Below are 21,905 nucleotides of genomic sequence, written 5' to 3' on the forward strand. Positions count from 1 at the left end.
ATATGGAACGATTACCCTATATCGATGAGCATGCCATAACCGTTGACGCGAATCGCGACGACACGTGGTCGGCACTGCTGCAAGTGATGTGCCGCGACCCGCGCGACCCCTGCACGGTGCCGCCCGGTTTCGTGCTGGACGAGGCGCGGCCACCCGAACGGTTCGCGCTGAAGGGGCGCCACCCGTTCGCCGTCTACCGCTGGGTGTTCGAGCTGGACGAATCGGGACAGCAGACCCGGCTGCGGGCGGCGACGTGGGCGGATTTCCCGGGTGTCCACGGCAAGGCCTATCGCGCGCTGGTCATCGGAACCGGCGGGCACCGCGTCGCGGTGCGATGGACCCTGCGCCGCATCGCCGCGGCCGTGCTCGCGGCGCCGGCACAAACCGGCGAGACCGCGGCCGACTACGCGGACGTCTTCGAAATCCCTATCCTGGACGGCGACTCGCGCACCGCCGAACAGGCTATCCGCGACGGGTTGGGGGACGAGCCGGGCACCCTGGGCGACCTCGTCGTCTGGATCCACCGCCACATCCTGAGATTTCGCCTGGGCCCGTATTCCTCGCCCGAGCACGTAATCGGCTGGCCGATCGCGCATTCGGATCGCGACGAGATCGAACTGGCGACGGGCGGGCCCCTCATGGACGCGCGGCTGACGCTGGGGCGCGAGGACGGTCGGCGCGCCGTCCTCACCACGCGCCTGCACTACCGTCACAAGGTCGCCGCCCGAGTGGTCTGGTCCGCGGTCGGCCCGCTGCACCGGATCGTGGCGCCGCGGCTGATGGCGCGCAGCGCCCGCCGCGGCCTCACCCGCGGAGCGGCCGTCCCTTGAGCCCGGGCCTGACGTGGGGGGCGCGGCCGGCGGAACGGACGGTTCCGCTGCCATGCGATGCGCTGTGCGGGCGCGCCGGCGTCCAGGCCGACCGCGCGATCAGCATCGCCGCGCCGCGGTCGATCGTGTTCTGCTGGCTGTGCCAGTTGCGCGTAGCGCCCTATAGCTATGACATCCTGGACAACCTCGGCCGCCGCAGTCCTCGAGCGCGCGACCCCGAACTGGTTCACCTCGAAGTGGGACAGCGATTCATGACCGTGTTCACCTTGCAGTCGTTCACCGACGACGAGCAGATCACCCTGCGGTCCAAGGGCGTCACCGTCACCTACGCGGTCCGGCCGGAGGGGCCCGGCTCGCGGCTGCACGCGCGCGTGTGGTTCGCGGGGCCGCGGCTGCCCGCTCGCGCGCTGGCCCTGGGCGACCTGGTGATGATGCGCAAGCAGCTGCTCACGCTGAAGTCCTTGGCCGAGCGGGAAGCCGGATCGCGATGACCGAACGCCCGACGGCCCTACAGGTCGTCGAGGGAATCGACCTGTCCGGCAAGGCGTGTGTGATCACGGGCGCGTCGTCCGGCCTGGGCCGTGAGTCGGCACGGGCGCTGGCCGCCGCGGGCGCGCATGTGGTGCTGGCCGCGCGCAACCATGACGCGCTGGCCCAGACCGCCGAATGGATTCGGGCCGAAGTGCCCGGAGCGCGGACGTCGACGGTTCACCTCGACCTCACCGCGCTTTCCAGCGTGCGCGCGGCGGCCACGGCGATCGGCGACCTCGCGCCGGTGATCCATGTGTTGATGAACAACGCCGGCGTCATGTTCACCCCCTTCGGACGGACGCACGATGGATTCGAAATGCAGATCGGGACAAACCATTTCGGGCATTTCGAACTCACCCGGCTCCTGGTCCCGCAGCTCGCGGCCGCCGGAAACGCCCGCATCGTGATGCTGTCGTCGCGCGGTCACCTCCTGGGCGACGTCGACTTCGGCGATCCCAACTGGATGGGCCGCGACTACGACAAGTTCGCCGCGTACGGCGCGTCCAAGACGGCGAACATCCTGCACGCCGTCGAGGCGAACCGGCGCCTGCGCGAGAGCGGAATCCGCGCCTACGCCGTCCATCCCGGCACCGTCGCCACGTCGCTGGCGCGGTACATGTCGCGCTCGGATTTCTCCCAGCTACGCAAACACGCCGCCGCCGGCGGCGCGGCACGCGGCGAAGCGTCCGAGGGCTTCCTCGACGTCGTGACGCCCGAACACGGTGCGGCAACCCAGGTGTGGGCGGCGGTAAGCCCCGACCTGGCGGACCGGGGTGGCTCGTATCTCGAAGACTGCCGTGTCAGCGACGCGGTCGCGCCCTATGCCCGCGACACCGAGCGCGCGGCGCAGTTGTGGATCCTGTCCGAGGAGTTGTGTGCGGCGCGGTGAGCTCTCACGGCTCCGGTAGAGCCGTCCACTCGGCGGAAACCCGCGCGCTGAACCGCGGCGGCCGGCGATCCAGGAACGCGGCGACACCTTCGCGGGCGTCCGCGGTTCCCATCACCCGGTGGTGCAGTTGCGTTTCCAGCGACGCGACCTCCCGCGCTGTGTAGTTGTTGATCGCGCTGTCCCACAGCAGCCGCTTGGCCAGCGCCGCGGACATCGGGGCGACATTGACCGCGATGTCGCGCGCCATCTCCATCGCATGGGCCAGCACCCGTTCGGCGGGCAACGCCGCGTTGGCGACGCCGAGCCCGACGGCTTCCGCGCCGGTGAAGGTGCGGCCGGTGAGCAGTATCTCCGCGGCCGCGCCCAGGGTGGTCAGATGCGCCAACGTCCAGTGCGACATGCAGTCCGGAATCACGCCCCGGCGCACTTGCACCACACCGTATTTGGCGTCGCTCGCGACGATGCGGATGTCGGCCTGCAGCGCGATGGTCAGGCCGATGCCGATGGCGTGGCCGTTGAGCGCGGCGATCACCGGCTTGCGCAATTCGAAGGCCGCCGGGTTGATCGGCGATGCCGAGAAGGTCTCGGCCGGGGCGTCGAACGGCGATACGTTGCCCGAGAAGTCCGCGCCGGCGCAGAAGGCGCCGCCCGCCCCGGTGACGACGATTGCGCGGACGTTGTCGTCACCGTCGCAATCCCGATAAGCCCGACTCAGCAGCGCGCCCATCTCGGCGGTGTAGGCGTTGAGATGTTCGGGACGATTCAGCGTGAGCACCGCCACGCCGCCGTCGATCTCAACTGTCACATCGGTATTCATTCGGATAGCTGGAACTCCACCATCTCGGCAACGGTGTCCACGGCCTCGCGCAGCGCGGCCAGCCGATCGGCCGCCGACGGCGCGGACAGCACGGCGTAACGGTCGGCGGTGCCGATCGGAAGGCGGGATGCCAACGCGAACATGAGCGAGCCTGGGTCGTCCGCGTCGGCTTCCTCGTAGCCCAGTAGCACGTCGCGGCCCGGCAGCTGCGCGCCGCGCGCTTCGGCGATCCGCTCGAACAGTGCGATCACCCGGTCCTCGAGGTCGTGCAGCTGCGCGCGGGTCACCGGATCCCCCGGCTCGTCGGGCCACTGCGTGACGGTCGCCCGCGGGTAGGGGTCGTCGGTCAGCCACTCGCGCACCCGAATTCGCTCGCCGGTACGGCAGCGCAGCGAGTATCGGTCGAGGCCGTGATCGACGCATTCGATGATCCGGGTCAAAACGCCGACGTCACACCGCGTCTCGCCGCCGCCGACCTCGCGCCCGCGGGAGATGAGCACCACGCCGAAGGGATCGCCGGCCTCGACGCAGTGGCGCACCAGCGCGACGTAGCGGGGCTCGAAAATCCGCAGCGGCAGATCCTGGTTGGGCAGCACCGCCGATTCGAGCGGAAACATCGCCATGTCAACAGCTTCGAGGTCCGGCATGACTCAGCTGTCCAGCTCGCCCACGAGCGCGTCGACAACGGCGCGCAGATCGCCGTCATGGTCTTCGGCGACCCGCCGCTGCCGCTGGTAGGAGGCTCCCACTCGCGGGATGTCGGCCACCGCGGCCAATTCGTCAGCGCAGTGCAGCGACTTCGCGACGGGCTCGAGCCGGTTCAGCACGTCGAGGAGATCCTCGGTGACCAGGCGCTCGTTGCTGTCGGCGTCCTGGATGATGATCGCGTCCAGGCCGTAGCGGGCGGCTCGCCACTTATTCTCCTGCACATGCCAGGGCGGCATGGTCGGCAACGACTCGTCGGCGTCCAGCCGGCGGTCCAGGTCGACAATCAGGCAGTGCGTCAACGCCACCAGCGCGCCCAGCTCGCGCAGGTTGGACACGCCGTCGCAGACACGCACCTCGAGGGTGCCCAGATGCGGCGAAGGCCTGATGTCCCAACGGACTTCGTCCATATGGTCGATGATGCCGGTCTTCTTCTGGTCGTAGACGAAGCCCTCGAACTCCGCCCAGGTCTGGAACTGGAACGGCAGCCCGGCGGTGGGCAACTGCTGAAACATCATCGCGCGATTGCTGGCGTATCCGGTGTCCTCGCCGCCCCACCACGGTGAAGAGGCGGACAACGCGAGCAGATGCGGGTAGTACTTCAGCAGCGACGACATGATCGGCATCACCTTGTGCGCCGACGAGATTCCGACGTGCACATGCACACCCCAGATCAGCATCTGCCGGCCCCACCACTGCGTGCGCTTGATCAGCTCGGCATAGCGGGGCGCGTCGGTGAGCTTCTGGGTGGACCATCGCGCGAACGGATGGGTGCCCGCGCAGAACAGCTCCATGCCGCGGTCGCGGACGATCCGGCGTGCCGGTCCCAGAGTTTCGCGCAGGTCCTCGATCGCCTGCCCGGTGCAATCGCAGATACCGCTGACGACCTCGACGGTGTTGCGCAGCAATTCCTTGTGCACGCGCGGGTTTTCGCCGATCTCGGCGATGACGGCGGTGGCCTCGTTGCTCAGGTCGCGGGTCTGCGCGTCGACGAGCGCGAACTCCCACTCCACGCCGATGGTCGGCCGCGGTGAGCGCTTGAAATCGATGCGAGCGCGGGTCTTGTTAGCCGGCACCGATGACACCGCAGGCCACCCGCTTGCCGGCGTCGCCGGTGCTCATCGTCGTCGCGTCGGGCCCCGGCGTGCCATTGGTCTGGGTGTAGCGATCGCGCGGGATGTTGCCGAAGTTGTCGGCACCGGCGTGAATGATGATCGCGGTCTTCTCGCCATTCAACAGGTCTTCCATCGTGAACGCGTCGGTGGTCGTCATCAGCGTCCCCGAACCGTCCTTGCGAACCTCCAGCGACGTCAGGTCACCGCTGGCCGGCTCGGCCGCGTGCCCGGGCACCTGGAAGTGCCCGCCGGCGGACAAGAAGTCGCCGGGCGCGCCGCCGGTGGGTGCGACCGAATTCGGCTCGCACTTGCCCACCTTGTGGATGTGCACCCCGTGGAAGCCGGGCGTGAGCTGACCCGGACCGGTCGTCGCGATCGTGATGGTGGCATACCCGTTGGCGAACTCGAGCGTCGCGGTTGCGACCTGGGCGCCGTCCGGAGCCTTCAGATGGGTGATCATGCGCTGCGATGCGGACGCCGCGCCGGCGCCCGCGGGCGCCCCCTCCTCGCCCGAGCCTCCCGACGGCGCGGGCGAGCCGGTCCAGACCGTGGGCGTGGTGCCCGGGGTCGTCGACGCGTGTTGGGGCGACGAACACGCACCGACCAACGCGATCGCGAACGTGGCGGCGGCTGCGACATTGCGGTGCTTAGGCATAGCGGAAGCCTAGCCCGCCGACCTCCGAATTTGCAGCGATGCGAACGTCAGCCGGTCACCAACACGATGACGCCGGGCGGCTGGTTGGCCAGTGCGGGGATCCGCGGTTGGACGGGCGCGCTCAACTTCTGGCCGACGGCATCGGCGGTGGCGTGCTCGTCGTCGGCGTCGGTGTAGTACACCGTGGTGGCCGCGACATCGGGGATCGACAGGTTCCCAACCTCGGTGACCTTGAAGCCGGCACCCGTGAGCTGGTCCTTGGTGTGTGCGGCGACGCCCTCTTTGGACGAGACGTTGTACACGCGCACCTCGGCCTGGTTCGCCGGGGGCTTACCGGTCGTCGAGGCCGTCGTCGACGTGGTGCTGGTCATGCTGGACACCTGCGACGCCGAGTCGTCCTCGGAGTTTCCCGAGCTACCCAGGGCCTGCCAGCCCAGCAGCAGGAAAATGACGCCGAGGAACAGCAGCACCATCACCATGGCCCGCAGGGGAAGCCCCGTCGAGTCGGGGACGCGCTCTTTCATCGCAGCCCACTGTAGCTAGAACCGGGCCGGAACCTGCAAAGGCGCGTCAGGTGTCAGGTGACCTCGAAGCCCAGGCGCCGCGCCGCGCGGGCCTTCTGGCGGCTGGCGCGCAGCCGTCGCAACCGCTTCACGAGCATCGGGTCGGCGGCCAGCGCCTCGGGCCGGTCCACCAGCGCGTTGAGCACCTGGTAGTAGCGCGTCGCGGACATCGAGAACAGCTCTTTGATCGCTTCTTCCTTGACCCCGGCAAATTTCCACCACTGGCGTTCGAATGCGAGGATGTCGTGTTCGCGGCGCGTCAGCCCATCGGCGATTTCAGAGTCGTCCCCCGATCGATTTGCCCGCGCCATGGCGCTGTCCATATCGCTTCCCCTGGACCCTTCTCGGCGATTCTCAACTGTGCGAATGACTTGACTTACATAGGGGCATGTTTCGGCGAATATTGAACCACGCCGCGAACCCTCAAGCCGTAATCCAGACCCGCGAGTCGGCCGATTGGCCAAGATTGCCCGGCTGTCCCCCAAGCCGATGTCCACCCCGCCTAAGCTAGCCGACCATGGCAGTCGTACCCATTCGCATCGTGGGCGATCCGGTCTTGCACGCCCCGACCACACCGGTGGCGGTGGCCGCCGATGGTTCGCTCCCTGCGGATCTGGCCACATTGGTCTCCGACATGTACGACACCATGGACGCCGCCCACGGGGTGGGGTTGGCCGCCAACCAGATCGGCTACGGACTGCGGCTGTTCGTCTACGACTGCGCCGAGGACCGCGGAATGACGGACCGCCGCCGCGGTGTGGTCGTCAATCCCGTCCTGGAAACTTCCGAAATCCCCGAGACCATGCCCGACCCCGGCGACGACGACGAAGGGTGCTTGTCGGTTCCCGGCGAGTCGTTCCCCACCGGCCGCGCGAAGTGGGCGCGGGTCACCGGGCTCGACGCCGACGGCAGCCCGGTCGCCATCGAGGGCACCGGCCTGTTCGCGCGCATGCTGCAGCACGAGACCGGGCACCTGGACGGCTTTCTCTATCTGGACCGACTCATCGGCCGACACGCCCGCGCCGCGAAGCGCGCGGTGAAGTCGCACGGCTGGGGCGTTCCGGGTTTGTCGTGGTTGCCCGGCGAGGGACCAGACCCGTTCGGCCACTGATGGTCTCGTGGCCCGAGCCGGGAACGCGGGTGACGGTTCGCTACCGACGCCCCGCCGGTTCGGTCCCACCGCTAACCGATGCGGTGGGGCACCTGCTGGCGGTCGAACCGGTGGTGCGAGTACGGACGAAAACCGGCGCTGTCGTCGAGTGCTCGCCCGCCGAAGTGGTGGCGCTGCGGGTGCTGACCGACGCACCGGTGCGCGCGTCGGCCATCCGGGCACTCGAACACGCGGCCGCCGCCGCGTGGCCTGGGGTCGAACACGCGTGGCTGGACGGCTGGCTCCTGCGCGCCGGAGACGATACCACCCTCTGGGCCAATTCCGCTGTACCCCTGGATATTTCGGCCCACATCGCTTCGATCCCCGCGATCACCGACTGGTACGACCGGCGCGGCCTGACACCCTGGCTGGCGTTTCCCGACCGGTTGCTGCGGCCGCCGCCCGGCCTGGCGGCCGAGCACACGGAGCGAGTCTCGGTGCGCAACCTGTCGAGCGTCACGCCACCGTCACCGCCGGACCCGAGCGTCATACAACGGGAGCGCTGGCGAGCCGCGGTGACCGACGCACCCGACGGCACCCGGTGGATGTTCCTTTCCGTGGCGGGTGAACCGGCACGCCCAGCGGGCGAGGCGCTGTTGGCCTGGGGTGCGAGTCGCGGCGCAACTCGGTGTTGCGTGCAAGTCGGCGACGACGACAGCGCCGGCATCGCATTCGCCGATGCGCTCGGCTTCCGGCTGCACCACCGCCGCCGCTACATGCCGGCCCGAAGAATCGATACGGTCTAGCCATGCCCGACGGCACGCTGCGGCTCGCCACCTGGAACGTGAATTCGATCCGCACCCGCCTGGACCGCGTCGTCGACTGGCTTGCTCGCGCCGACGTCGACGTGCTGGCCATGCAGGAGACCAAATGCGCCGATGGCCAATTTCCCGCCCTGCCGTTCTTCGAACTCGGCTACGAGGTCGCACACGTCGGCTTCAACCAATGGAACGGTGTCGCCATCGCGTCCCGCGTCGGTCTGGAGCAAGTGCAGATCGGCTTCGACGGCCAGCCCAGCTGGAGTAGCAAGCCCGAGGTGGCCGCCGCGGCGGAGGCCCGCGCCCTGAGCGCCACCTGCGGTGGTGTTCGGGTGTGGAGCCTCTACGTGCCGAACGGACGAGCCCTGGTCGATCCGCACTACGCCTACAAGCTGGATTGGCTTGCCGCGCTGCGCGATACGGCGGCCGGCTGGTTGCACGACGATCCCACAGCGCAGATCGCGCTGGTCGGCGACTGGAATATCGCCCCCACCGACGACGACGTATGGAGCACCGAATTCTATGCCGGGGCCACGCACGTCTCCGAGCCGGAGCGGCGCGCGTTCAACGCCATCGTCGACGCGCAATTCAGCGACGTGGTAAGGCCTTTCACACCGGGCCCCGGGGTCTACACCTACTGGGACTACACCCAGTTGCGGTTCCCGAAGAACCGGGGCATGCGCATCGACTTCATCCTCGCGTCGCCGGCTCTGGCCGTCCGCGTGATCGATGCGCAGATCGTCCGTGAGGAGCGCAAGGGCAAGGCGCCGAGCGATCACGCGCCCGTGCTGATCGACATTCGCTGAGCCGAATCCGTACGGCCGTTCGCTCCCGTTGAAATCGTGCAGAGCCGGCGTACGCTTGCGATATCTAAGGCCAGGGAGTTGCTATGGGTGTCGTTGGCGGAACAGTCCGAAGCGTGGGCAAAACGGTGAATCGTGCGGCAGCGGCGACCACGGCGACCGCTGGAGCGGTGGGCGGCGCGGCGGTGAACGGAATCGTCGGCGGCGTAACCGGAGCCGCGGAAGGCATTAGGCGCGGAATCAACTCTGGCAGTCACTCGACGCCCGCGGCCGCGCTGGCCCTCGGTGCGCTCGGTGTCGCCGGCTTGGTCGAGTGGCCGGTGCTGTTGGCGGTCGGCGGCGGGGCGCTGTTGCTGCAGCGGCTGAACCGCAAACCGGAGACGCCAACGGCTGGCAAAGCAAACCTCAAGCCGGTTCCGACGGAGCAGCCCCCGCAAAAGGCCCAGAAAGCCGCCGCCAAGCGGCCGGCCAAGAAGACGACGGGCCGCCGGACGGGCAGCGCCCAATTGCGCAGCACCAACTGAATGTTTGAGTACCGGGCTCAGCCGACTGCTCGGCTGTGCCCCGCCCGGCTCGCTGGCGCGGGCTCGGAGGCGCGACGAGACATCGGATCGGGCTCCACAATCTCCACGACGCCCACGCGCCAGAGCAGCGCATACAGCTGCTGTACGGGCATGGTCAGCACAGAAGCTACCGTCGAAGTCATCGGATCGGCCAGGGCGTTGGTCGTCGACATATGTCCGACGTTGACCACCCGACCCGGCTCAACGGCAAATCCTTAGTTACGGAAAGGCAAATGATGGCCGAAAAGAAGGCTCGCAGGGGGACCTCGCAGAGCGAGGCGGTGCAGAAAATCCGCGAAGGCGAGACCTTCGCCGTCAATCTTCCGGTTTTCGGCCAGCTGGAGATTCCGCGGCCCGAGCAAATGGCCTACTACGGCGGTCTGGCCGCGCTGGCGGCGTTCGAACTCATCGACTGGCCGGTGGCCATGGTCATCGCGGCCGGACATCTGTTGGCAAGCAACCACCACAACAAGGTCCTCGAAGAACTCGGCGAGGCGATGGAAGAGGTCTAGCCGCGCCCCGTCACCGGGTGGATTCGGCGGGGACGCGCTCGTGCACGGTCAGCAGCACGTGGTCGAACTGGCTTTGCACGGTGGGCGACGGCGGCGGCAGGCTGACGACTTCGGCGACGAGCTGTTTGGCCAGCACACGCAGCTTGACGTTGGTCTCCTGAGAGCGCCACTGCAGCACCCGAAAGGCCTGATCCGCACTCACCCGGTAGACGGCTATCAGCACGCCCTTGGCCTGCTCGATGGCCGCGCGGTTCTCGAACAAGTCCGGCAGCGCCTCGTCGAGCACCTCCTGCCGGGTCTCCGAGCGCGCTTCACCGAATGTGTCGGTGAGGTCGATGTAGTAGCCCGCCGTACCCAGCACCGCACCCGATTCGTCCACGATGCGGTCGGCCACGACGATCGCATCGTGCTCACCGCCGGCGGTGTCGATGAAGCGGTGGCGGCTGGAGAACGACTCTCCCGACTGCACCGCGTGGTCGAGCAGATCACGGACGTGTTCACGGTCATCCGGATGCTTGTGCGACAGAAGCAGGTCCGTCGTCGGCACCACCGACCCGGGTTCGTAACCGTGCATCCGCGCGACCTCGTCGGACCATTCCCAGCGCTCGCCGGCGAACCAGAAGCGGAAGCTGCCGACGCTCAAGTGTCCCGAGGCGGCGCCCTCGGCGTCGCCGGTCGTTGGCGTGGGCTGTGGCACGTCTCCATCATTCCACCGGCTGGATTCGACGGCGAGAGTCGTCAGGCACGGGGTTGGGGGTAACGTCGCGTGCGGACGATCAAACAATAGGACGCGGGAGCGCACGCCCAGTGCGCTGAGAGGACGGCTGGGGCCGTCGACCGTACGAACCTGACCGGGTAATGCCGGCGTAGGGAGATGACAATGACCGCAACTGTCGAACCGTCCGTGACCACGGGACCCATCGCGGGCAGTAGCAAGGCCTATCGCGAAATTGCGGCGCCGGGCACCGGCGCTGGTCTCAAGGTTCCGTTCCGACGGGTGCACCTGTCCACCGGCGACCACTTCGACCTCTACGACACCTCCGGTCCGTATACGGATCCGGAGGCGATGATCGACCTCGCGGCGGGGTTGCCGGCGCGGCCCGGCGTGGTCCGCGACCGCGGGAGCCAGCTGCAGCGCGCCCGCGCCGGCGAGATCACCGCGGAGATGGCGTTCATCGCCGCGCGCGAGGACGTGTCGGTCGAGCTGGTGCGCGACGAGGTCGCCCGCGGCCGCGCGGTGATTCCGGCCAACCACAACCACCCCGAGAGCGAGCCGATGATCATCGGCAAGGCATTCGCGGTCAAGGTCAACGCGAACATCGGCAACTCGGCGGTGACGTCGTCGATCGCCGAAGAGGTCGACAAGATGGTGTGGGCCACCCGCTGGGGCGCCGACACCATCATGGACCTGTCCACCGGCAAGAACATCCACGAAACCCGCGAGTGGATCCTGCGCAATTCGCCGGTGCCGGTCGGCACGGTGCCGATCTATCAGGCGCTGGAAAAGGTTAAGGGCGATCCGACCGAGCTGACGTGGGAGATCTACCGCGACACCGTGATCGAGCAGTGCGAGCAGGGTGTGGACTACATGACCGTGCACGCCGGCGTGCTGCTGCGCTATGTGCCGCTGACCGCCAAGCGCGTCACCGGCATCGTGTCCCGCGGCGGGTCGATCATGGCCGCCTGGTGCCTGGCGCATCACCGGGAGTCGTTCCTATACACCAACTTTGAAGAGCTCTGCGACATCTTCGCGCGCTACGACGTCACCTTCTCGCTCGGTGACGGGCTGCGTCCGGGCTCGATCGCCGACGCCAACGACGCCGCGCAGTTCGCCGAGCTGCGCACCCTGGGCGAGCTGACGAAAATCGCGAAAGCCCATGGCGCACAGGTGATGATCGAGGGTCCGGGACACATCCCGATGCACAAGATCGTCGAGAACGTGCGGCTCGAGGAGGAGCTGTGCGAGGAGGCGCCGTTCTACACGCTGGGCCCGCTGGCCACCGACATCGCGCCGGCCTACGACCACATCACCTCCGCGATCGGCGCGGCCATCATCGCGCAGGCCGGTACCGCGATGCTGTGCTACGTGACCCCGAAGGAGCACCTGGGACTGCCCGACCGCAAGGACGTCAAGGACGGGGTGATCGCCTACAAGATCGCCGCGCACTCGGCGGACTTGGCCAAGGGCCATCCGCGCGCGCAGGAGCGCGACGACGCCTTGAGCACGGCACGCTTCGAGTTCCGCTGGAACGATCAGTTCGCGTTGTCGTTGGACCCCGACACGGCACGGGAGTTCCACGACGAGACGCTGCCCGCCGAGCCGGCCAAGACGGCGCATTTCTGCTCGATGTGCGGGCCGAAGTTCTGCTCGATGCGGATCACCCAAGATGTCCGCGACTACGCCGCCGCGCACGGGCTCGACAGCGAGGAAGCCATCGAGGCCGCGATGGCCGAGAAGTCGGTCGAGTTCGCCGAGCACGGCAATCGGGTGTATCTACCTATAACGTGACGTACCTGCCGCTGCCCGGGCCGGGCGAGACGCCGCTGCGGGTGCTGGCCATCGCCGGATCGGACTCCGGTGGCGGCGCCGGTATGCAGGCCGATGTGCGCACCTGCACGCTGCTCGGGGTTCATGCCCTGTGTGCGGTGAGCGCGGTGACGGTGCAGAATTCGGTGGGCGTCAGGGGTTTTCACAAGGTCCCCGGCGACGTCATCACCGCCCAGATCGAGGTGGTCTGTCACGACATCGGGCTGCAGGCTGCCAAGACCGGCATGCTGGCGTCGGGCGAAATCATCGAAGCGGTCGCCGCGGCCTGGCGTGATCACGGCGGCGACGCGCCGCTGGTGGTCGACCCGGTGTGTGCGTCGATGCACGGCGACCCGCTGCTGGACGCGAGCGCACTGGATTCGCTTCGCACCGAACTGTTTCCGCTGGCATGCTTGGTCACGCCGAACCTGCACGAGGTGCGGCTGCTGGTCGATATCGACGTCGTCGACTCGCGGTCGCAGCGGGAGGCCGCACACGCGCTGCACGCCTTGGGACCCAAGTGGGCGCTGGTCAAGGGCGGGCACCTGCAGGGGTCGGCGAACAGCACGGATATCTTGTTCGACGGCACCGACTTTCACGAGTTCGACTCACCGCGGGTCGACACCATTCACGACCACGGCGCCGGGGACACCCTCGCCGCGGCGACGGCCTGCGCGCTGGCGCACGGCTTTACCGTGCCCGACGCGGTGCAGTTCGCGAAGGGGTGGGTGACCGAATGCCTGCGCGCATCCTATCCGCTGGGCCACGGACACGGGCCGGTCTCGCCGCTGTTCCGGTTGTCATGAACCTCGAACGGATCGCGGGTGTCGCGCATCGACCGGCGGGCCCGGCCACCGGGGTGGTCGTGCTGACCCACGGCGCGGGGGGTAGCAGGGAATCCGCACTGCTGCAACAGGTTTGCGACGAATGGGCGAGACGTGGCTGGCTCGCGGTGCGCTACAACCTGCCCTATCGCAGGCGCCGGCCCACCGGCCCGCCGTCCGGCTCGGCGGCGGGCGACCGTGCCGGAATCGTGGAGGCGATCACCGTGTGCCGCGACCTCGCCGACGGCCCGCTGATCGCCGGCGGACATTCCTACGGTGGCCGGCAGACGTCGATGGTGGTCGCCGCCGACGAAGCACCGGTGGACGTGCTGACGCTGTTCTCCTATCCGGTGCATCCGCCCGGCAAGCCCGAACGGCCCCGCACCGAACACCTGCCCAACATCACGGTGCCGACGGTGTTCACCCACGGCACGTCGGACCCCTTCGGAACCCCCGACGAGGTTCGTGCGGCGGCGGCACTGGTCGCCGCACCGATCGAGATTGTCGAAATCGCCGGCGCCCGGCACGATTTGCGATCCAAGAAACTCGATGTGCCCGCGCTCGCGGTGGACGCGGCGCTGCGCCTGCTGCGCTGACATTCACCAGGTTTTGACCTCGGTCGCGATCGTCTCGGCCAGCGTCGCTGCCGTATTCGGGTCAACCCGCGCGGTGATCATCACGCCGATTTGCGCCGCCGCCAGGATGTCCGCTTTGGCTTCGCGGTCGTGAACGCTTTCGGCCGTCCCGCCCAGCGCGTGGAGGATGGCCGCCCGCACGCGGCTGCGGTACTGCAGAACGACCTGGACGGCCTCGTCGTCGAGGACATTCAGCTCCGTCGACGTGTTGGCGATCAGGCACCCGCGCGGCAAGTGTGCGTGCGGCGAACCGCGAAGACGGGCCGCCTGCGCGACAAAGTAGCCGGCGATTTCCTCGCGGCCGGCCCCGGTGGCCTCCATGGGCGCAAGGATCGGCCAGATCAGCTCGTCCAGGTAGTTCCGAAGCGCGCGGGCGAACAGCCCTCTCTTGCTGCCGTAGGTCAGGTACAGGCTGGATCGGCTCAGTCCGGTCGCCGCCTCGAGGTCCGCCAGGGAGGTCGAGGCATAGCCGCGCTGCCAGAACGCGTCGCGGGCGGCGCGCACCACCGTCGCGTCGTCGAACTGCTTCAGCCGACCCACCCGGCGATGGTACCGACGATTTGACTTATTGAACCGATCGGTTCAATATTGGATTTCGGGATCCCGCGCAGCCAACCAACGGAGTCCAACGCCATGTCCGAACACACCTCCACCGTTTTCGTCATCGGCGGCACCGGCGCTCAAGGGATGCCGATCGTGCGTGACCTCGTCGCAGACGGGAAGTACTCCGTGCGAGTGCTGACCCGTGACGCCACCTCGTCGCGGGCCCAAGCCTTGCTCGCGCTTGGCAACGTCTCCATCGTTGAAGGTTCATTCGCCGATGATGACGTCCTGCGGGAAGGGTTCCGCGGATGCGACGGGGCGTACGTCAACATCGACGGATTCAACACCGGCGAGAAAACCGAAACCTACTGGGCCATCCGTAGCTACGAGATCGCCCTCGAAGAGGGAATCAAGTTCTTCGTCTACGGAAATCTGGACTATGCGCTCAAGAAATCCGGCTATGACTCCACGTTTCGCGCGGGCCACTATGACGGCAAGGGGCGCATCGCCGAATGGATCCTGTCCCAGAACCAAAACGGGAACAGGATGGGTGCGGCAGTTTTCACGTCGGGCCCCTACATCGAAATGACCATCTCGCCACTGACCCCCATGACGCCAACCGTCGAAGACGGCGTCGTCACTTGGCGAGTTCCCCTCGGCCAGGGAGCCATCCCGCACGTGGCTCTGGACGACTGCGGCTTTTACGTACGCTGGCTTTTCGACCATCCACGCCTGGCCAACGGCATGAACCTGGAAGTGGCCATCGGCCACATGACCTACACCGAAGTCGCGTCGGCGTTCGAGAAGGTGACCGGACACCCCGCCCAGTACATCGACACTGATCTCGATGACTATTGGAAGAACGGGCCACTCAGCGGGGTTGCGGACCTGCCGGCCGGGTACAACGCAGACCCAAACGACAAGAGCACCATGAGCTTCCGGGAAAACTTCACCGGGTTCTGGAACATCTGGAAACACGGGATCATCACCCGCGACTACGCCCTGCTCGACGAGATCCACCCCAACAGGATCAGCAGTGCCGAGGAATGGTTCAGACGAGAAGATCAGTTGGGACGAGAGCTCGGAAAAGGCAGTCTGTGGGAGAGGATCCAGCCGGAAAACTGGAGCCTTGACTCCGCAGTCCTCAAAGGCAGTGCAGATTTGAGGACCGGCAAGCTCTAGCTGCGCCTGCTGCGCCGATCACAGGGTCGTGACGAAGCCGCCGTCGATGCGATAGTCGGATCCGGTGATGTTGCCGGCGCGTTCACTGACAAGGAACAAGACGAGGTCGGCGACTTGTTCGGGGGTGGTGAACCGGCCCGTCGGAGTTTTCTCGATGATCGCGGCCCGGACTTCCTCGGGCGTGCGGCCATCGGCGGCGGCATACTGAGCGGCCAACCTGCCCTCGTCGGTCCAAATCTCGGTCAGCACCGCCCCGGGGCTGACCAAGTTGACTCGGATGTTCTTCGGCGCCAACTCTATTGACAATGCTTTCGAAAAACTGGCGAGGGCAGCTTTGGCGGCGCAATAGTCATAGCTTTCGGGATTGGCAAGGTAGGCGTTGATCGAGCCGATGATGACGATAGAGCCGCGGCCGCGCCTTTCGATCTGGGGCAGCGCGGCGCGGATGGATCGCACCGCGGCCATCACGTTGAGATCCCACGACGCTTGCCACTCGTCGTCGGTAATGCCGGCCAGCCCGGCCGCACGCACCTTCGAACCGCCGACGTTGTTGACCAGAATGTCGATCCCGCCGCGCTCGGCTGCCACGGCGACCAGCTCTTCGGCGGCGGCGGGCTGAGAAAGATCGACGGACACGAACGACACCTGCCCCGTCTCTTGAAGCGCTGGCAGTCCGTTGCCGGGGGTCCGCGACGCGGCTACGACATGCACTCCCGCATCCACGAGGGCCTTGGTGATCGCGAAACCGATGCCTTTGCTGGTGCCGGTGACCACTGCGGTCTTCCCCGCGAGATGCAAATCCATATCCGTCCTTCCCGCGTCTGCGGCGCGCTCGACGCTAAAGGCTACGCCGCGCTGGGCGTCGACATGGTCAAATTCGGTCGGGTAGGCCGATCAGCCGATAGCGAGACTCGTTGGGATAGGTTGAGCTGCAACGACTATCGCCGTCGCCGGCGCGCTGGAATGCGTGTGTGACGCGCCGCCGAAGACGGCCCCGACGATCCCCGCGAGTATCACCAGCGCGGTCACGATGCCGCCGATAACGATTCCGGCGACCGCCAATCCGCGGCCGCCCTGGCCGCTCTGCCTGATTTGGCCCAGCGCCACAATGCCGAGGATGATGCCCAGAATCCCCCCGATGACGCACAGCCACCCGAACAAGGAACACACCAACGAGGCGATGGCCATCCCGTTGGTGCCGACGGCCGGCGGTGGCGGTTGGTAACCATAACCATCCGGGGGCGGGGGCGCGCCGTAGCCACCCGGTGGTGGCGGCGGATAGCTGGGAGGTGGTTCCGACACGGACGCCTCCTTATCCGGGATAACGCGAGAAGCACGCGTCCATGTTGCCGGTCACGCCGCCGCGGAACGCCGCTATCCGCGTGAAACCGGCCGGAACGCTGGTACCGTCCGCGTCGCTGGCCACCAGGTGGTTGGTGAGCAAGCCCGCGACGGCTTCGTCGAGATCGCCGGCGGTCAGCAAAAGCTCCTTCTTGGAAGGCAAGTCGATGGGTTCGGCCATCTTGCGATGCACAACACCGGTCAGGCATGCGGTGCGCAGCGCGGTCCACGGGCTTTGCATCGCCAGCTCGCGTTCGTGCTGTACCGCCAGCGCGTATCGCGACATGACGACCGACAGCGCGGTGTCGTCACCCTGCGGCAGCGTGTGTTCGCTCTCGGCGGAGATCTTGCCCATCTTCGCCAGCCCGGGCAGATCGACCACGATGGTGTTGGTGGCCGGACAATACGACGCCGGCGGGCTGGCTTTCGCATCCGGGCAATCGGCCGGCTTGTAGGACAACGTCGGCGGATTCTTCGGCGAGAAGATCTTTCCCAGCAGCTCCATCAGCGTCGACAGGGTGTCTTCGTTGAGCGTGACCTCGCCCGTCTCCGGGTCCCCGTTGTTATCGACGCGCAGGGTCTTGGGAAGGTCGCCGCGGCGCTGCTCGATTTCCTGCTTGTTGATTCCCGCACAGGCCGAGGCCCCGCTGATGAAGCCCATCTGGAAGGCGCTGATCCGATCCAGGGCCGATCCGTGTTCGTCGTCGTTCACGGTATCGGCGTCCATCACCGGATCACGGGTGGTGATGATTCCGGCCAGCACGTGGTCGAGTCCGTCGGCGGTGCTCAGCGTGAAGCGCGGCGACTTGCCGTCGGCCACCCAGAACAGATACACGCCGGCGAAACAATCGGCCTGCTGCTCGCGAACGATGGTGGGGTCCTTGCGGGTCACCAGTTTCGCCATCTGCTGCAGGGCATGCCCGAACTCGTGGGCCAGCACGCCATTGACGGACATGTCGCCGAAATAGCGTTGCGCGACAGGCATGAACACGCCGCGATCCCAGGCGATCAGGTTGCATCTCGACGTGAAAAAGGCGTTGACGAGCTTGTAGGTGTCGTTGTGGCAGACGATCGGACTGCTGGGATTGTTGGAGTCGTAGGAGATGAGCTTGCCGACCGGGACGAACGTTCCTTGCAGCGATTCTCCGTAGACCGACTTCCAGTACTCCTCGATGTCGTTGATCGATAGCAATGACAACTTGTCGATCGTGCCGTTGTCGGTGTTGACCACCGTTCCGGTCGGAGCGGGTGCGTTCGGGCGGATCCCGCTGGGACCGTTGGTGGCGGGCAGACCCCCGACCCGGAACGGGTCGTTGAGCATCGACAGGGCTCGACCCTCGACGAAGGTGCTGCAGCCGGCCACTACGAGTATCGCCGCCGCGCAGGCGATTGCCACCCGCAGCGATGCCGCCGCTCTGCGTCGGCGACCTCCGGCCGGTCGACGTCGATACCGCGCGTGGTTATCCATGACCAACCTCATCCCGACCGGCCTGCACGACTGCATCAAAGGGACTCATTGTAGATCCGTTGATCAACGAGCGTGCCATAAATGAGAGCGCTACGGCAGTCGCGTGCGGTGCCGCTTGTCGTGGGACGGGACGCCGTTGACGCCCCCAATCGACACGGCATAGCTGCCGACCGCGTACGCCACCGCAGAACCCATGACCGCCAATGCTTCCCGGCTGATGTTGTCGATGGTGTCGCGGGGGGTCTGGAAGTTGGGATCGAAGCCGACCCCGGCCTTGCCGCCCCATAGCCGTGCTTGCACAGGGGTTTTCAGCTGTGACGCGCCGGCACTCAGACCGCCGATCGGCACGCCCGCCACCATGAAGGGGTGGTAGTCGGTCCGGGTGCCCAGCGGCATGTCGGCGGGCCGCTTCCCGGCCAGGTTCAGGTAGCCGTCTAGCGTCCGCTCGATGCCGGCCGAGCCGTCGGGCACATCACCGAACGAGACGCCCTGTCCGGGCGGACCGGACTGATCGCCGTCGTCGGTGAAAAAGCCGGCGTTGAGCGAGCCGATCAGGTTGACGTTCAGGTACATGGCGATGTCGTTGCGTTGCTGGTCATCCAGGCCGAACACGTAGTCCATCACGCCGTTGAGCCCGTCCTCGTCGGCACCCCAGAACACGAACCGCACCGCGTTGTTCACCGGCGCCAGCGGCCCGAGCTGCAGCGCGGTTGCCAGCACCGCGGCAACCCCCGAGCCATTGTCGTTGATGCCCGGGCTGTCGCGCGGGCCGTCCAGATGCGCGCCGACCATGATCACGTCGTTCGTCGAGCCGGTCTTGGTCTGCGCCAGCACATTTCGCGACGTGATCTTGACGTTCTCGGCGTCCAGGACCAGATGCACCGGCGCGGTGCTGCGTGCGAGCGCGCCGGCGGCGTCGGCGCCGGCGACCGCGACCGGAACGGTCAGCTGCTTGAAGTAACCGGGATTGAACAACGTCGGCGGCGCGCCCTGGCCGCCCGGCGTGCTGAGCACCACCAGCGCGACGGCGCCCTTTTCCACCGCGCTGTTCTGTTTGTCGACCAGCGAGCAGCGGGTGTCGTCGACGACGGCGATCGCACCCTTGGGTAGGGCGGCCGGGTAGTCGCCGACCGCGCAGCCCGACGGCGCCGCCGGCCGGACCGGTTGCCCGGTCAGACCGCCGGGCGGTGTCCGGACCAACAGCGAGGCCTGGTCGACCGGATAGCCACGCCCGGCGACCGTCAGCGCCGGCTTGCCCTGGGCAATGGCGTACAGGCGGTCGAACTGCGGCGTCGATACCTCGAAACCCTTGCCGCGCAACGTCTTCACCACATACTCCACGCTGGCGTCGTAGCCCGGTGTGCCGTCCGCCCGGTTCCCCTTGTTGGCATTGGCGACGTCCTGCAGCGCGCGCAGGTGGCCGAACATCTCCTCCACGCTCACCTTTGCGGCCAGGCCACGGCCGAGGTCCGGCGCCGCGGCGGGCGGAGCCGGCCGCGCCGACGAACAGGCGGCCAGCAGCCCGATCACCAGCAGCGCGCCCAGCCGACGGGGCATGGCACGCGTCATGGCTTGGAGAGCACGTGGCGCGTTCGGTCCGCCATGACCGGGACGCCGTTTCGTCCGCCGAGGTCCTGTGCGTACAGCGCCAGCGTGTAGGCGACGCCGCCGCCGTTGATGCCCAGCGAGGTGCGGTCGATGTGGTCGAGAGTGTCGCCCTTCTGGTGGTAGTTGGGATCGAACGGCTCGTTTGCCGTCCCGCCCCACAGCTTGGCCTGCTCGTCGGACTTCTTGTTCTCCGCACCCGAGAACAGGCCGCCCGCGGGGATGCCCGCCAGGGTGAAGCCGTCGTAGTCGGAGCGCCCGTCGAACGAGGTGTCCTGTGCGGTTTTGCCGGCCGACTTCAGGTAGTCGACAAACGTGCGCTCGATGCCCGCCGAACCCTCAGGTACCACCGGCTGCCCGCGCGCATCCGGCGGCAGCGATTGGTCTCCGTCATAGGTGAAGTAGCCGGGATTCGGCGACGCGAGCATGTCGAAGTTGAGGTACAGCGCAATGTCTTTGAGCGCGTCGAGGTTGAGTGACTCGACGTAGTTGCGCGATCCGATCAGTCCGAGTTCCTCCGCACCCCAGAAGCCGAACCGTACCGCGTTGTGCACTTGCGGTGAATTACCCAGCTGCACCGCGGTTTCCAGAACGGCGGCTACGCCCGACCCGTTGTCGTTGATGCCCGGTCCCGCCGGCACGCTGTCCAGATGCGCCCCCGCCATCACTACGTCGGTGGGGGAACCGGTCTTGGTCTGCGCGATGACATTGCGAGCCTTGAAACTCTGGCTGCTGGCATTGAGCTTGATCGTCGTCCGCCCCGGCTGGACCCGCAGCTGCACCCCCACGGACTTGCTCACCCCGATCACCGGGATCTTGACATCGGTGTCCGCGCCCAGGGTTCCGCCCATCTGCTGCTCGTCGACGTTGTCGGCGACGATCATCGCCACGGCGCCGCGCTGCGCCGCGGCGTCCTCCTTCTGGGCGAAGGGGCAGGTGCCGCGGTCCACCAGCACCACGGCACCGTGCACCGCCAGCCCGTCGAAGTCGGAGGCCTTACAGGCCGCGCTCTCTCCGGTCGGAGCGGCCACCAGTGGCCCGCTCACGCCGTCCGGCGGTGTGGCGGCGCTGTAGTCGAGCGCACGCGCCTCCACGGGCTTGCCGCCGACCGTCACCTCCGGTTTGTCGGCATGGAACACCCGGGCCGAGAACTCCGGCGTCTGCACGTCAAACCCGCTGTTACGCAGTGTATTCACCACATAGTCGACGCTGGCCTCATAGCCGGGGGTGCCTACCGCACGGGTGCCGTTGTTGGCATTGGCGATGTCCTGGAGCTTCGACAGGTGCGCCATCATCGCATCGGTCGTGACCTTGTGCTGCAAGGCACTGGCGAACTTGGCCGCGGCGGGGGTAGGTTGCGGCGAAGTGGTCGCCGGATGGAAGCACCCGGACGCAAGGACGGTGACGCCGACCAAGCCGAGCACCGCCGCGACAGCCCTGGATTTGTGCACCATCGCGCCCAACGTTAGACGCGGGGGGTCCGGAGCTCCAGCTCAGACATACAGCGCGCTGAAGGGCGCAAACGGGATGTTGCGCACCACAAACCAGGCCAGCACCACCACGAGCGTCACCGCCGCGGACCATCGATGGTGCTGCCAGCCGCGAATCCGGCGGCCCGAAACGCGGCCGTAGGTCCACGCCGCGAATGCCCACACCAACAGTGCGATCGCCACCAGGCCCACAGCGTTAAACCTCGCGGCCGCTAGCAGATTGCCGTGCATCAACGAGTACAGCATCCGCAAGCTGCCGCAACCGGGGCAGTCGATCCCCAACAACGCCTTGGTCGGGCATACCGGCAGCGGACCGTGCGGGGTGGTCGGATCGCCCACCCAGATGGCCGCGCACACCAGCGTCGTGCCCGCCGCCACCATCAGTGGCGCACCGAGACT

27 protein-coding genes and 1 riboswitch are annotated in these 21,905 nt (G+C 67.3%); of the genes, 12 read left to right on the forward strand and 15 right to left on the reverse strand.

Annotated features, from left to right (window positions below):
* Positions 1-2: 2 nt before the first annotated feature.
* From ACQI5H_RS18320 to ACQI5H_RS18330, 3 genes are read left to right on the forward strand one after another with little or no spacing between them, the layout of a single operon-like run.
* Entirely contained in the window at positions 3-830 is an 828-nt protein-coding gene (locus ACQI5H_RS18320) for a hypothetical protein (RefSeq protein ID WP_427080741.1), read from the forward strand.
* Positions 827-1,321 carry a hypothetical protein gene (locus ACQI5H_RS18325; RefSeq protein WP_427080742.1) on the forward strand — a complete coding sequence of 165 codons (495 nt, stop codon included), beginning with the start codon at positions 827-829 and terminating at the stop codon, positions 1,319-1,321. Before ACQI5H_RS18320 ends, ACQI5H_RS18325 begins: the two co-directional genes overlap by 4 nt.
* Positions 1,318-2,250, forward strand: coding sequence for an SDR family NAD(P)-dependent oxidoreductase (locus tag ACQI5H_RS18330; RefSeq protein WP_427080743.1), 933 nt, complete (start codon positions 1,318-1,320; stop codon positions 2,248-2,250). Before ACQI5H_RS18325 ends, ACQI5H_RS18330 begins: the two co-directional genes overlap by 4 nt.
* Positions 2,251-2,254: 4 nt before the next feature.
* Here ACQI5H_RS18330 and ACQI5H_RS18335 read toward each other — a convergent pair whose 3' ends face one another.
* Genes ACQI5H_RS18335 through ACQI5H_RS18360 form a run of 6 tightly spaced genes read right to left on the reverse strand, consistent with a single transcriptional unit; the run spans position 2,255 to position 6,428 of the window.
* The gene (locus ACQI5H_RS18335; RefSeq protein WP_427080744.1) at positions 2,255-3,067 is read right to left on the reverse strand and encodes an enoyl-CoA hydratase/isomerase family protein; all 813 of its coding nucleotides are present in this window, start codon (positions 3,065-3,067) and stop codon (positions 2,255-2,257) included.
* Positions 3,064-3,714 (reverse strand): LON peptidase substrate-binding domain-containing protein, encoded by a 651-nt coding sequence (locus ACQI5H_RS18340; RefSeq protein ID WP_427080745.1) that lies wholly within the window; start codon positions 3,712-3,714, stop codon positions 3,064-3,066. Before ACQI5H_RS18340 ends, ACQI5H_RS18335 begins: the two co-directional genes overlap by 4 nt.
* 3 nt (positions 3,715-3,717) lie before the next feature.
* The gene (locus ACQI5H_RS18345) at positions 3,718-4,857 is read right to left on the reverse strand and encodes a glutamate--cysteine ligase (RefSeq protein ID WP_427080746.1); all 1,140 of its coding nucleotides are present in this window, start codon (positions 4,855-4,857) and stop codon (positions 3,718-3,720) included.
* On the reverse strand, positions 4,838-5,542 hold the full coding sequence (gene sodC / locus ACQI5H_RS18350; protein WP_427080747.1) for a superoxide dismutase[Cu-Zn]: 705 nt from the start codon (positions 5,540-5,542) through the stop codon (positions 4,838-4,840). The genes ACQI5H_RS18345 and sodC overlap by 20 nt, the downstream gene beginning before the upstream one ends.
* 47 nt (positions 5,543-5,589) lie before the next feature.
* Positions 5,590-6,066, reverse strand: a complete 477-nt coding sequence (locus tag ACQI5H_RS18355) for a LytR C-terminal domain-containing protein (protein ID WP_427080748.1) — start codon at positions 6,064-6,066, stop codon at positions 5,590-5,592.
* Positions 6,067-6,119: 53 nt separating this feature from the next.
* Positions 6,120-6,428 (reverse strand): DUF3263 domain-containing protein, encoded by a 309-nt coding sequence (locus tag ACQI5H_RS18360; protein WP_046185798.1) that lies wholly within the window; start codon positions 6,426-6,428, stop codon positions 6,120-6,122.
* Between the two features lie 194 nt (positions 6,429-6,622).
* Between ACQI5H_RS18360 and ACQI5H_RS18365 the strand changes: the two genes are divergently transcribed.
* From ACQI5H_RS18365 to ACQI5H_RS18380, 4 genes are all read left to right on the forward strand, one after another.
* Entirely contained in the window at positions 6,623-7,216 is a 594-nt protein-coding gene (locus ACQI5H_RS18365; RefSeq protein ID WP_427080749.1) for a peptide deformylase, read from the forward strand.
* Positions 7,216-8,001 carry a GNAT family N-acetyltransferase, cg3035/Rv0428c family gene (locus tag ACQI5H_RS18370; protein WP_427080750.1) on the forward strand — a complete coding sequence of 262 codons (786 nt, stop codon included), beginning with the start codon at positions 7,216-7,218 and terminating at the stop codon, positions 7,999-8,001. The genes ACQI5H_RS18365 and ACQI5H_RS18370 overlap by 1 nt, the downstream gene beginning before the upstream one ends.
* A 17-nt stretch (positions 8,002-8,018) precedes the next feature.
* Positions 8,019-8,819: an exodeoxyribonuclease III gene (locus ACQI5H_RS18375; protein WP_427080791.1), complete on the forward strand. Its 801-nt coding sequence runs from the start codon at positions 8,019-8,021 to the stop codon at positions 8,817-8,819.
* An 83-nt stretch (positions 8,820-8,902) separates the two neighbouring features.
* Positions 8,903-9,340: a hypothetical protein gene (locus ACQI5H_RS18380; RefSeq protein ID WP_427080751.1), complete on the forward strand. Its 438-nt coding sequence runs from the start codon at positions 8,903-8,905 to the stop codon at positions 9,338-9,340.
* A 17-nt stretch (positions 9,341-9,357) separates the two neighbouring features.
* On the opposite strand, the gene ACQI5H_RS18385 is transcribed toward ACQI5H_RS18380, so the two are convergent.
* Positions 9,358-9,552, reverse strand: a complete 195-nt coding sequence (locus ACQI5H_RS18385; RefSeq protein WP_427080752.1) for an Rv1535 domain-containing protein — start codon at positions 9,550-9,552, stop codon at positions 9,358-9,360.
* A gap of 63 nt (positions 9,553-9,615) precedes the next feature.
* On the opposite strand from ACQI5H_RS18385, the gene ACQI5H_RS18390 reads away from it, so the two are divergent.
* A complete protein-coding gene (locus tag ACQI5H_RS18390; RefSeq protein ID WP_427080792.1) occupies positions 9,616-9,891 on the forward strand; it encodes a hypothetical protein in 276 nt (91 codons plus the stop codon).
* 10 nt (positions 9,892-9,901) lie between these two features.
* Here ACQI5H_RS18390 and ACQI5H_RS18395 read toward each other — a convergent pair whose 3' ends face one another.
* Positions 9,902-10,588, reverse strand: a complete 687-nt coding sequence (locus ACQI5H_RS18395) for a PAS and ANTAR domain-containing protein (RefSeq protein ID WP_427080753.1) — start codon at positions 10,586-10,588, stop codon at positions 9,902-9,904.
* Positions 10,589-10,671: 83 nt separating this feature from the next.
* A riboswitch (TPP riboswitch) is annotated at positions 10,672-10,781 on the forward strand.
* Here ACQI5H_RS18395 and thiC point away from each other — a divergent pair.
* The 3 genes from thiC to ACQI5H_RS18410 all read left to right on the forward strand — a co-directional run bounded on the left by thiC (position 10,772) and on the right by ACQI5H_RS18410 (position 13,838).
* A complete protein-coding gene (gene thiC / locus ACQI5H_RS18400) occupies positions 10,772-12,400 on the forward strand; it encodes a phosphomethylpyrimidine synthase ThiC (protein ID WP_427080754.1) in 1,629 nt (542 codons plus the stop codon). Its footprint overlaps the riboswitch before it by 10 nt.
* Positions 12,397-13,224, forward strand: coding sequence for a bifunctional hydroxymethylpyrimidine kinase/phosphomethylpyrimidine kinase (gene thiD / locus ACQI5H_RS18405; RefSeq protein WP_427080755.1), 828 nt, complete (start codon positions 12,397-12,399; stop codon positions 13,222-13,224). The genes thiC and thiD overlap by 4 nt, the downstream gene beginning before the upstream one ends.
* Positions 13,221-13,838: an alpha/beta family hydrolase gene (locus ACQI5H_RS18410; protein ID WP_427080756.1), complete on the forward strand. Its 618-nt coding sequence runs from the start codon at positions 13,221-13,223 to the stop codon at positions 13,836-13,838. The genes thiD and ACQI5H_RS18410 overlap by 4 nt, the downstream gene beginning before the upstream one ends.
* 3 nt (positions 13,839-13,841) lie before the next feature.
* On the opposite strand, the gene ACQI5H_RS18415 is transcribed toward ACQI5H_RS18410, so the two are convergent.
* Complete coding sequence (locus ACQI5H_RS18415) at positions 13,842-14,417, reverse strand: TetR/AcrR family transcriptional regulator (RefSeq protein ID WP_427080757.1); 576 nt, start codon at positions 14,415-14,417, stop codon at positions 13,842-13,844.
* Between the two features lie 93 nt (positions 14,418-14,510).
* Here ACQI5H_RS18415 and ACQI5H_RS18420 point away from each other — a divergent pair, with 93 nt between their 5' ends.
* Entirely contained in the window at positions 14,511-15,602 is a 1,092-nt protein-coding gene (locus ACQI5H_RS18420; protein WP_427080758.1) for an NmrA family NAD(P)-binding protein, read from the forward strand.
* A gap of 18 nt (positions 15,603-15,620) precedes the next feature.
* On the opposite strand, the gene ACQI5H_RS18425 is transcribed toward ACQI5H_RS18420, so the two are convergent.
* The 6 genes from ACQI5H_RS18425 to ACQI5H_RS18450 all read right to left on the reverse strand — a co-directional run bounded on the left by ACQI5H_RS18425 (position 15,621) and on the right by ACQI5H_RS18450 (position 21,887).
* A complete protein-coding gene (locus tag ACQI5H_RS18425) occupies positions 15,621-16,406 on the reverse strand; it encodes an oxidoreductase (RefSeq protein WP_427080759.1) in 786 nt (261 codons plus the stop codon).
* A 90-nt stretch (positions 16,407-16,496) separates the two neighbouring features.
* The gene (locus tag ACQI5H_RS18430; protein ID WP_427080760.1) at positions 16,497-16,904 is read right to left on the reverse strand and encodes a DUF4190 domain-containing protein; all 408 of its coding nucleotides are present in this window, start codon (positions 16,902-16,904) and stop codon (positions 16,497-16,499) included.
* A 10-nt stretch (positions 16,905-16,914) separates the two neighbouring features.
* Positions 16,915-18,411, reverse strand: coding sequence for a peptidase (locus ACQI5H_RS18435; RefSeq protein WP_427080761.1), 1,497 nt, complete (start codon positions 18,409-18,411; stop codon positions 16,915-16,917).
* Positions 18,412-18,501: 90 nt separating this feature from the next.
* The gene (locus ACQI5H_RS18440; protein WP_427080793.1) at positions 18,502-19,968 is read right to left on the reverse strand and encodes a M28 family peptidase; all 1,467 of its coding nucleotides are present in this window, start codon (positions 19,966-19,968) and stop codon (positions 18,502-18,504) included.
* Between the two features lie 8 nt (positions 19,969-19,976).
* The gene (locus tag ACQI5H_RS18445; RefSeq protein ID WP_427080762.1) at positions 19,977-21,470 is read right to left on the reverse strand and encodes a M28 family metallopeptidase; all 1,494 of its coding nucleotides are present in this window, start codon (positions 21,468-21,470) and stop codon (positions 19,977-19,979) included.
* Between the two features lie 39 nt (positions 21,471-21,509).
* Positions 21,510-21,887, reverse strand: a complete 378-nt coding sequence (locus ACQI5H_RS18450) for a DUF2752 domain-containing protein (protein ID WP_076062673.1) — start codon at positions 21,885-21,887, stop codon at positions 21,510-21,512.
* Positions 21,888-21,905 lie beyond the last annotated feature (18 nt).

Source organism: Mycobacterium heidelbergense (assembly GCF_050205645.1).
In the GTDB taxonomy this organism is placed as follows: Bacteria; Actinomycetota; Actinomycetes; order Mycobacteriales; family Mycobacteriaceae; genus Mycobacterium; species Mycobacterium heidelbergense_A.

Coding starts and splice junctions, on each gene's coding strand:
- ACQI5H_RS18320 (WP_427080741.1), top strand. CDS start 3: ATGGAACGATTACCCTATATCGATGAGCATGCCATAACCGTTGACGCG.
- ACQI5H_RS18330 (WP_427080743.1), top strand. CDS start 1,318: ATGACCGAACGCCCGACGGCCCTACAGGTCGTCGAGGGAATCGACCTG.
- ACQI5H_RS18335 (WP_427080744.1), bottom strand. CDS start 3,067: ATGAATACCGATGTGACAGTTGAGATCGACGGCGGCGTGGCGGTGCTC.
- ACQI5H_RS18340 (WP_427080745.1), bottom strand. CDS start 3,714: ATGCCGGACCTCGAAGCTGTTGACATGGCGATGTTTCCGCTCGAATCG.
- sodC (WP_427080747.1), bottom strand. CDS start 5,542: ATGCCTAAGCACCGCAATGTCGCAGCCGCCGCCACGTTCGCGATCGCG.
- ACQI5H_RS18355 (WP_427080748.1), bottom strand. CDS start 6,066: ATGAAAGAGCGCGTCCCCGACTCGACGGGGCTTCCCCTGCGGGCCATG.
- ACQI5H_RS18360 (WP_046185798.1), bottom strand. CDS start 6,428: ATGGACAGCGCCATGGCGCGGGCAAATCGATCGGGGGACGACTCTGAA.
- ACQI5H_RS18365 (WP_427080749.1), top strand. CDS start 6,623: ATGGCAGTCGTACCCATTCGCATCGTGGGCGATCCGGTCTTGCACGCC.
- ACQI5H_RS18370 (WP_427080750.1), top strand. CDS start 7,216: ATGGTCTCGTGGCCCGAGCCGGGAACGCGGGTGACGGTTCGCTACCGA.
- ACQI5H_RS18380 (WP_427080751.1), top strand. CDS start 8,903: ATGGGTGTCGTTGGCGGAACAGTCCGAAGCGTGGGCAAAACGGTGAAT.
- ACQI5H_RS18385 (WP_427080752.1), bottom strand. CDS start 9,552: ATGTCGACGACCAACGCCCTGGCCGATCCGATGACTTCGACGGTAGCT.
- ACQI5H_RS18390 (WP_427080792.1), top strand. CDS start 9,616: ATGGCCGAAAAGAAGGCTCGCAGGGGGACCTCGCAGAGCGAGGCGGTG.
- thiC (WP_427080754.1), top strand. CDS start 10,772: ATGACCGCAACTGTCGAACCGTCCGTGACCACGGGACCCATCGCGGGC.
- ACQI5H_RS18410 (WP_427080756.1), top strand. CDS start 13,221: ATGAACCTCGAACGGATCGCGGGTGTCGCGCATCGACCGGCGGGCCCG.
- ACQI5H_RS18420 (WP_427080758.1), top strand. CDS start 14,511: ATGTCCGAACACACCTCCACCGTTTTCGTCATCGGCGGCACCGGCGCT.
- ACQI5H_RS18425 (WP_427080759.1), bottom strand. CDS start 16,406: ATGGATTTGCATCTCGCGGGGAAGACCGCAGTGGTCACCGGCACCAGC.
- ACQI5H_RS18435 (WP_427080761.1), bottom strand. CDS start 18,411: ATGGATAACCACGCGCGGTATCGACGTCGACCGGCCGGAGGTCGCCGA.
- ACQI5H_RS18440 (WP_427080793.1), bottom strand. CDS start 19,968: ATGCCCCGTCGGCTGGGCGCGCTGCTGGTGATCGGGCTGCTGGCCGCC.
- ACQI5H_RS18445 (WP_427080762.1), bottom strand. CDS start 21,470: ATGGTGCACAAATCCAGGGCTGTCGCGGCGGTGCTCGGCTTGGTCGGC.
- ACQI5H_RS18450 (WP_076062673.1), bottom strand. CDS start 21,887: ATGGTGGCGGCGGGCACGACGCTGGTGTGCGCGGCCATCTGGGTGGGC.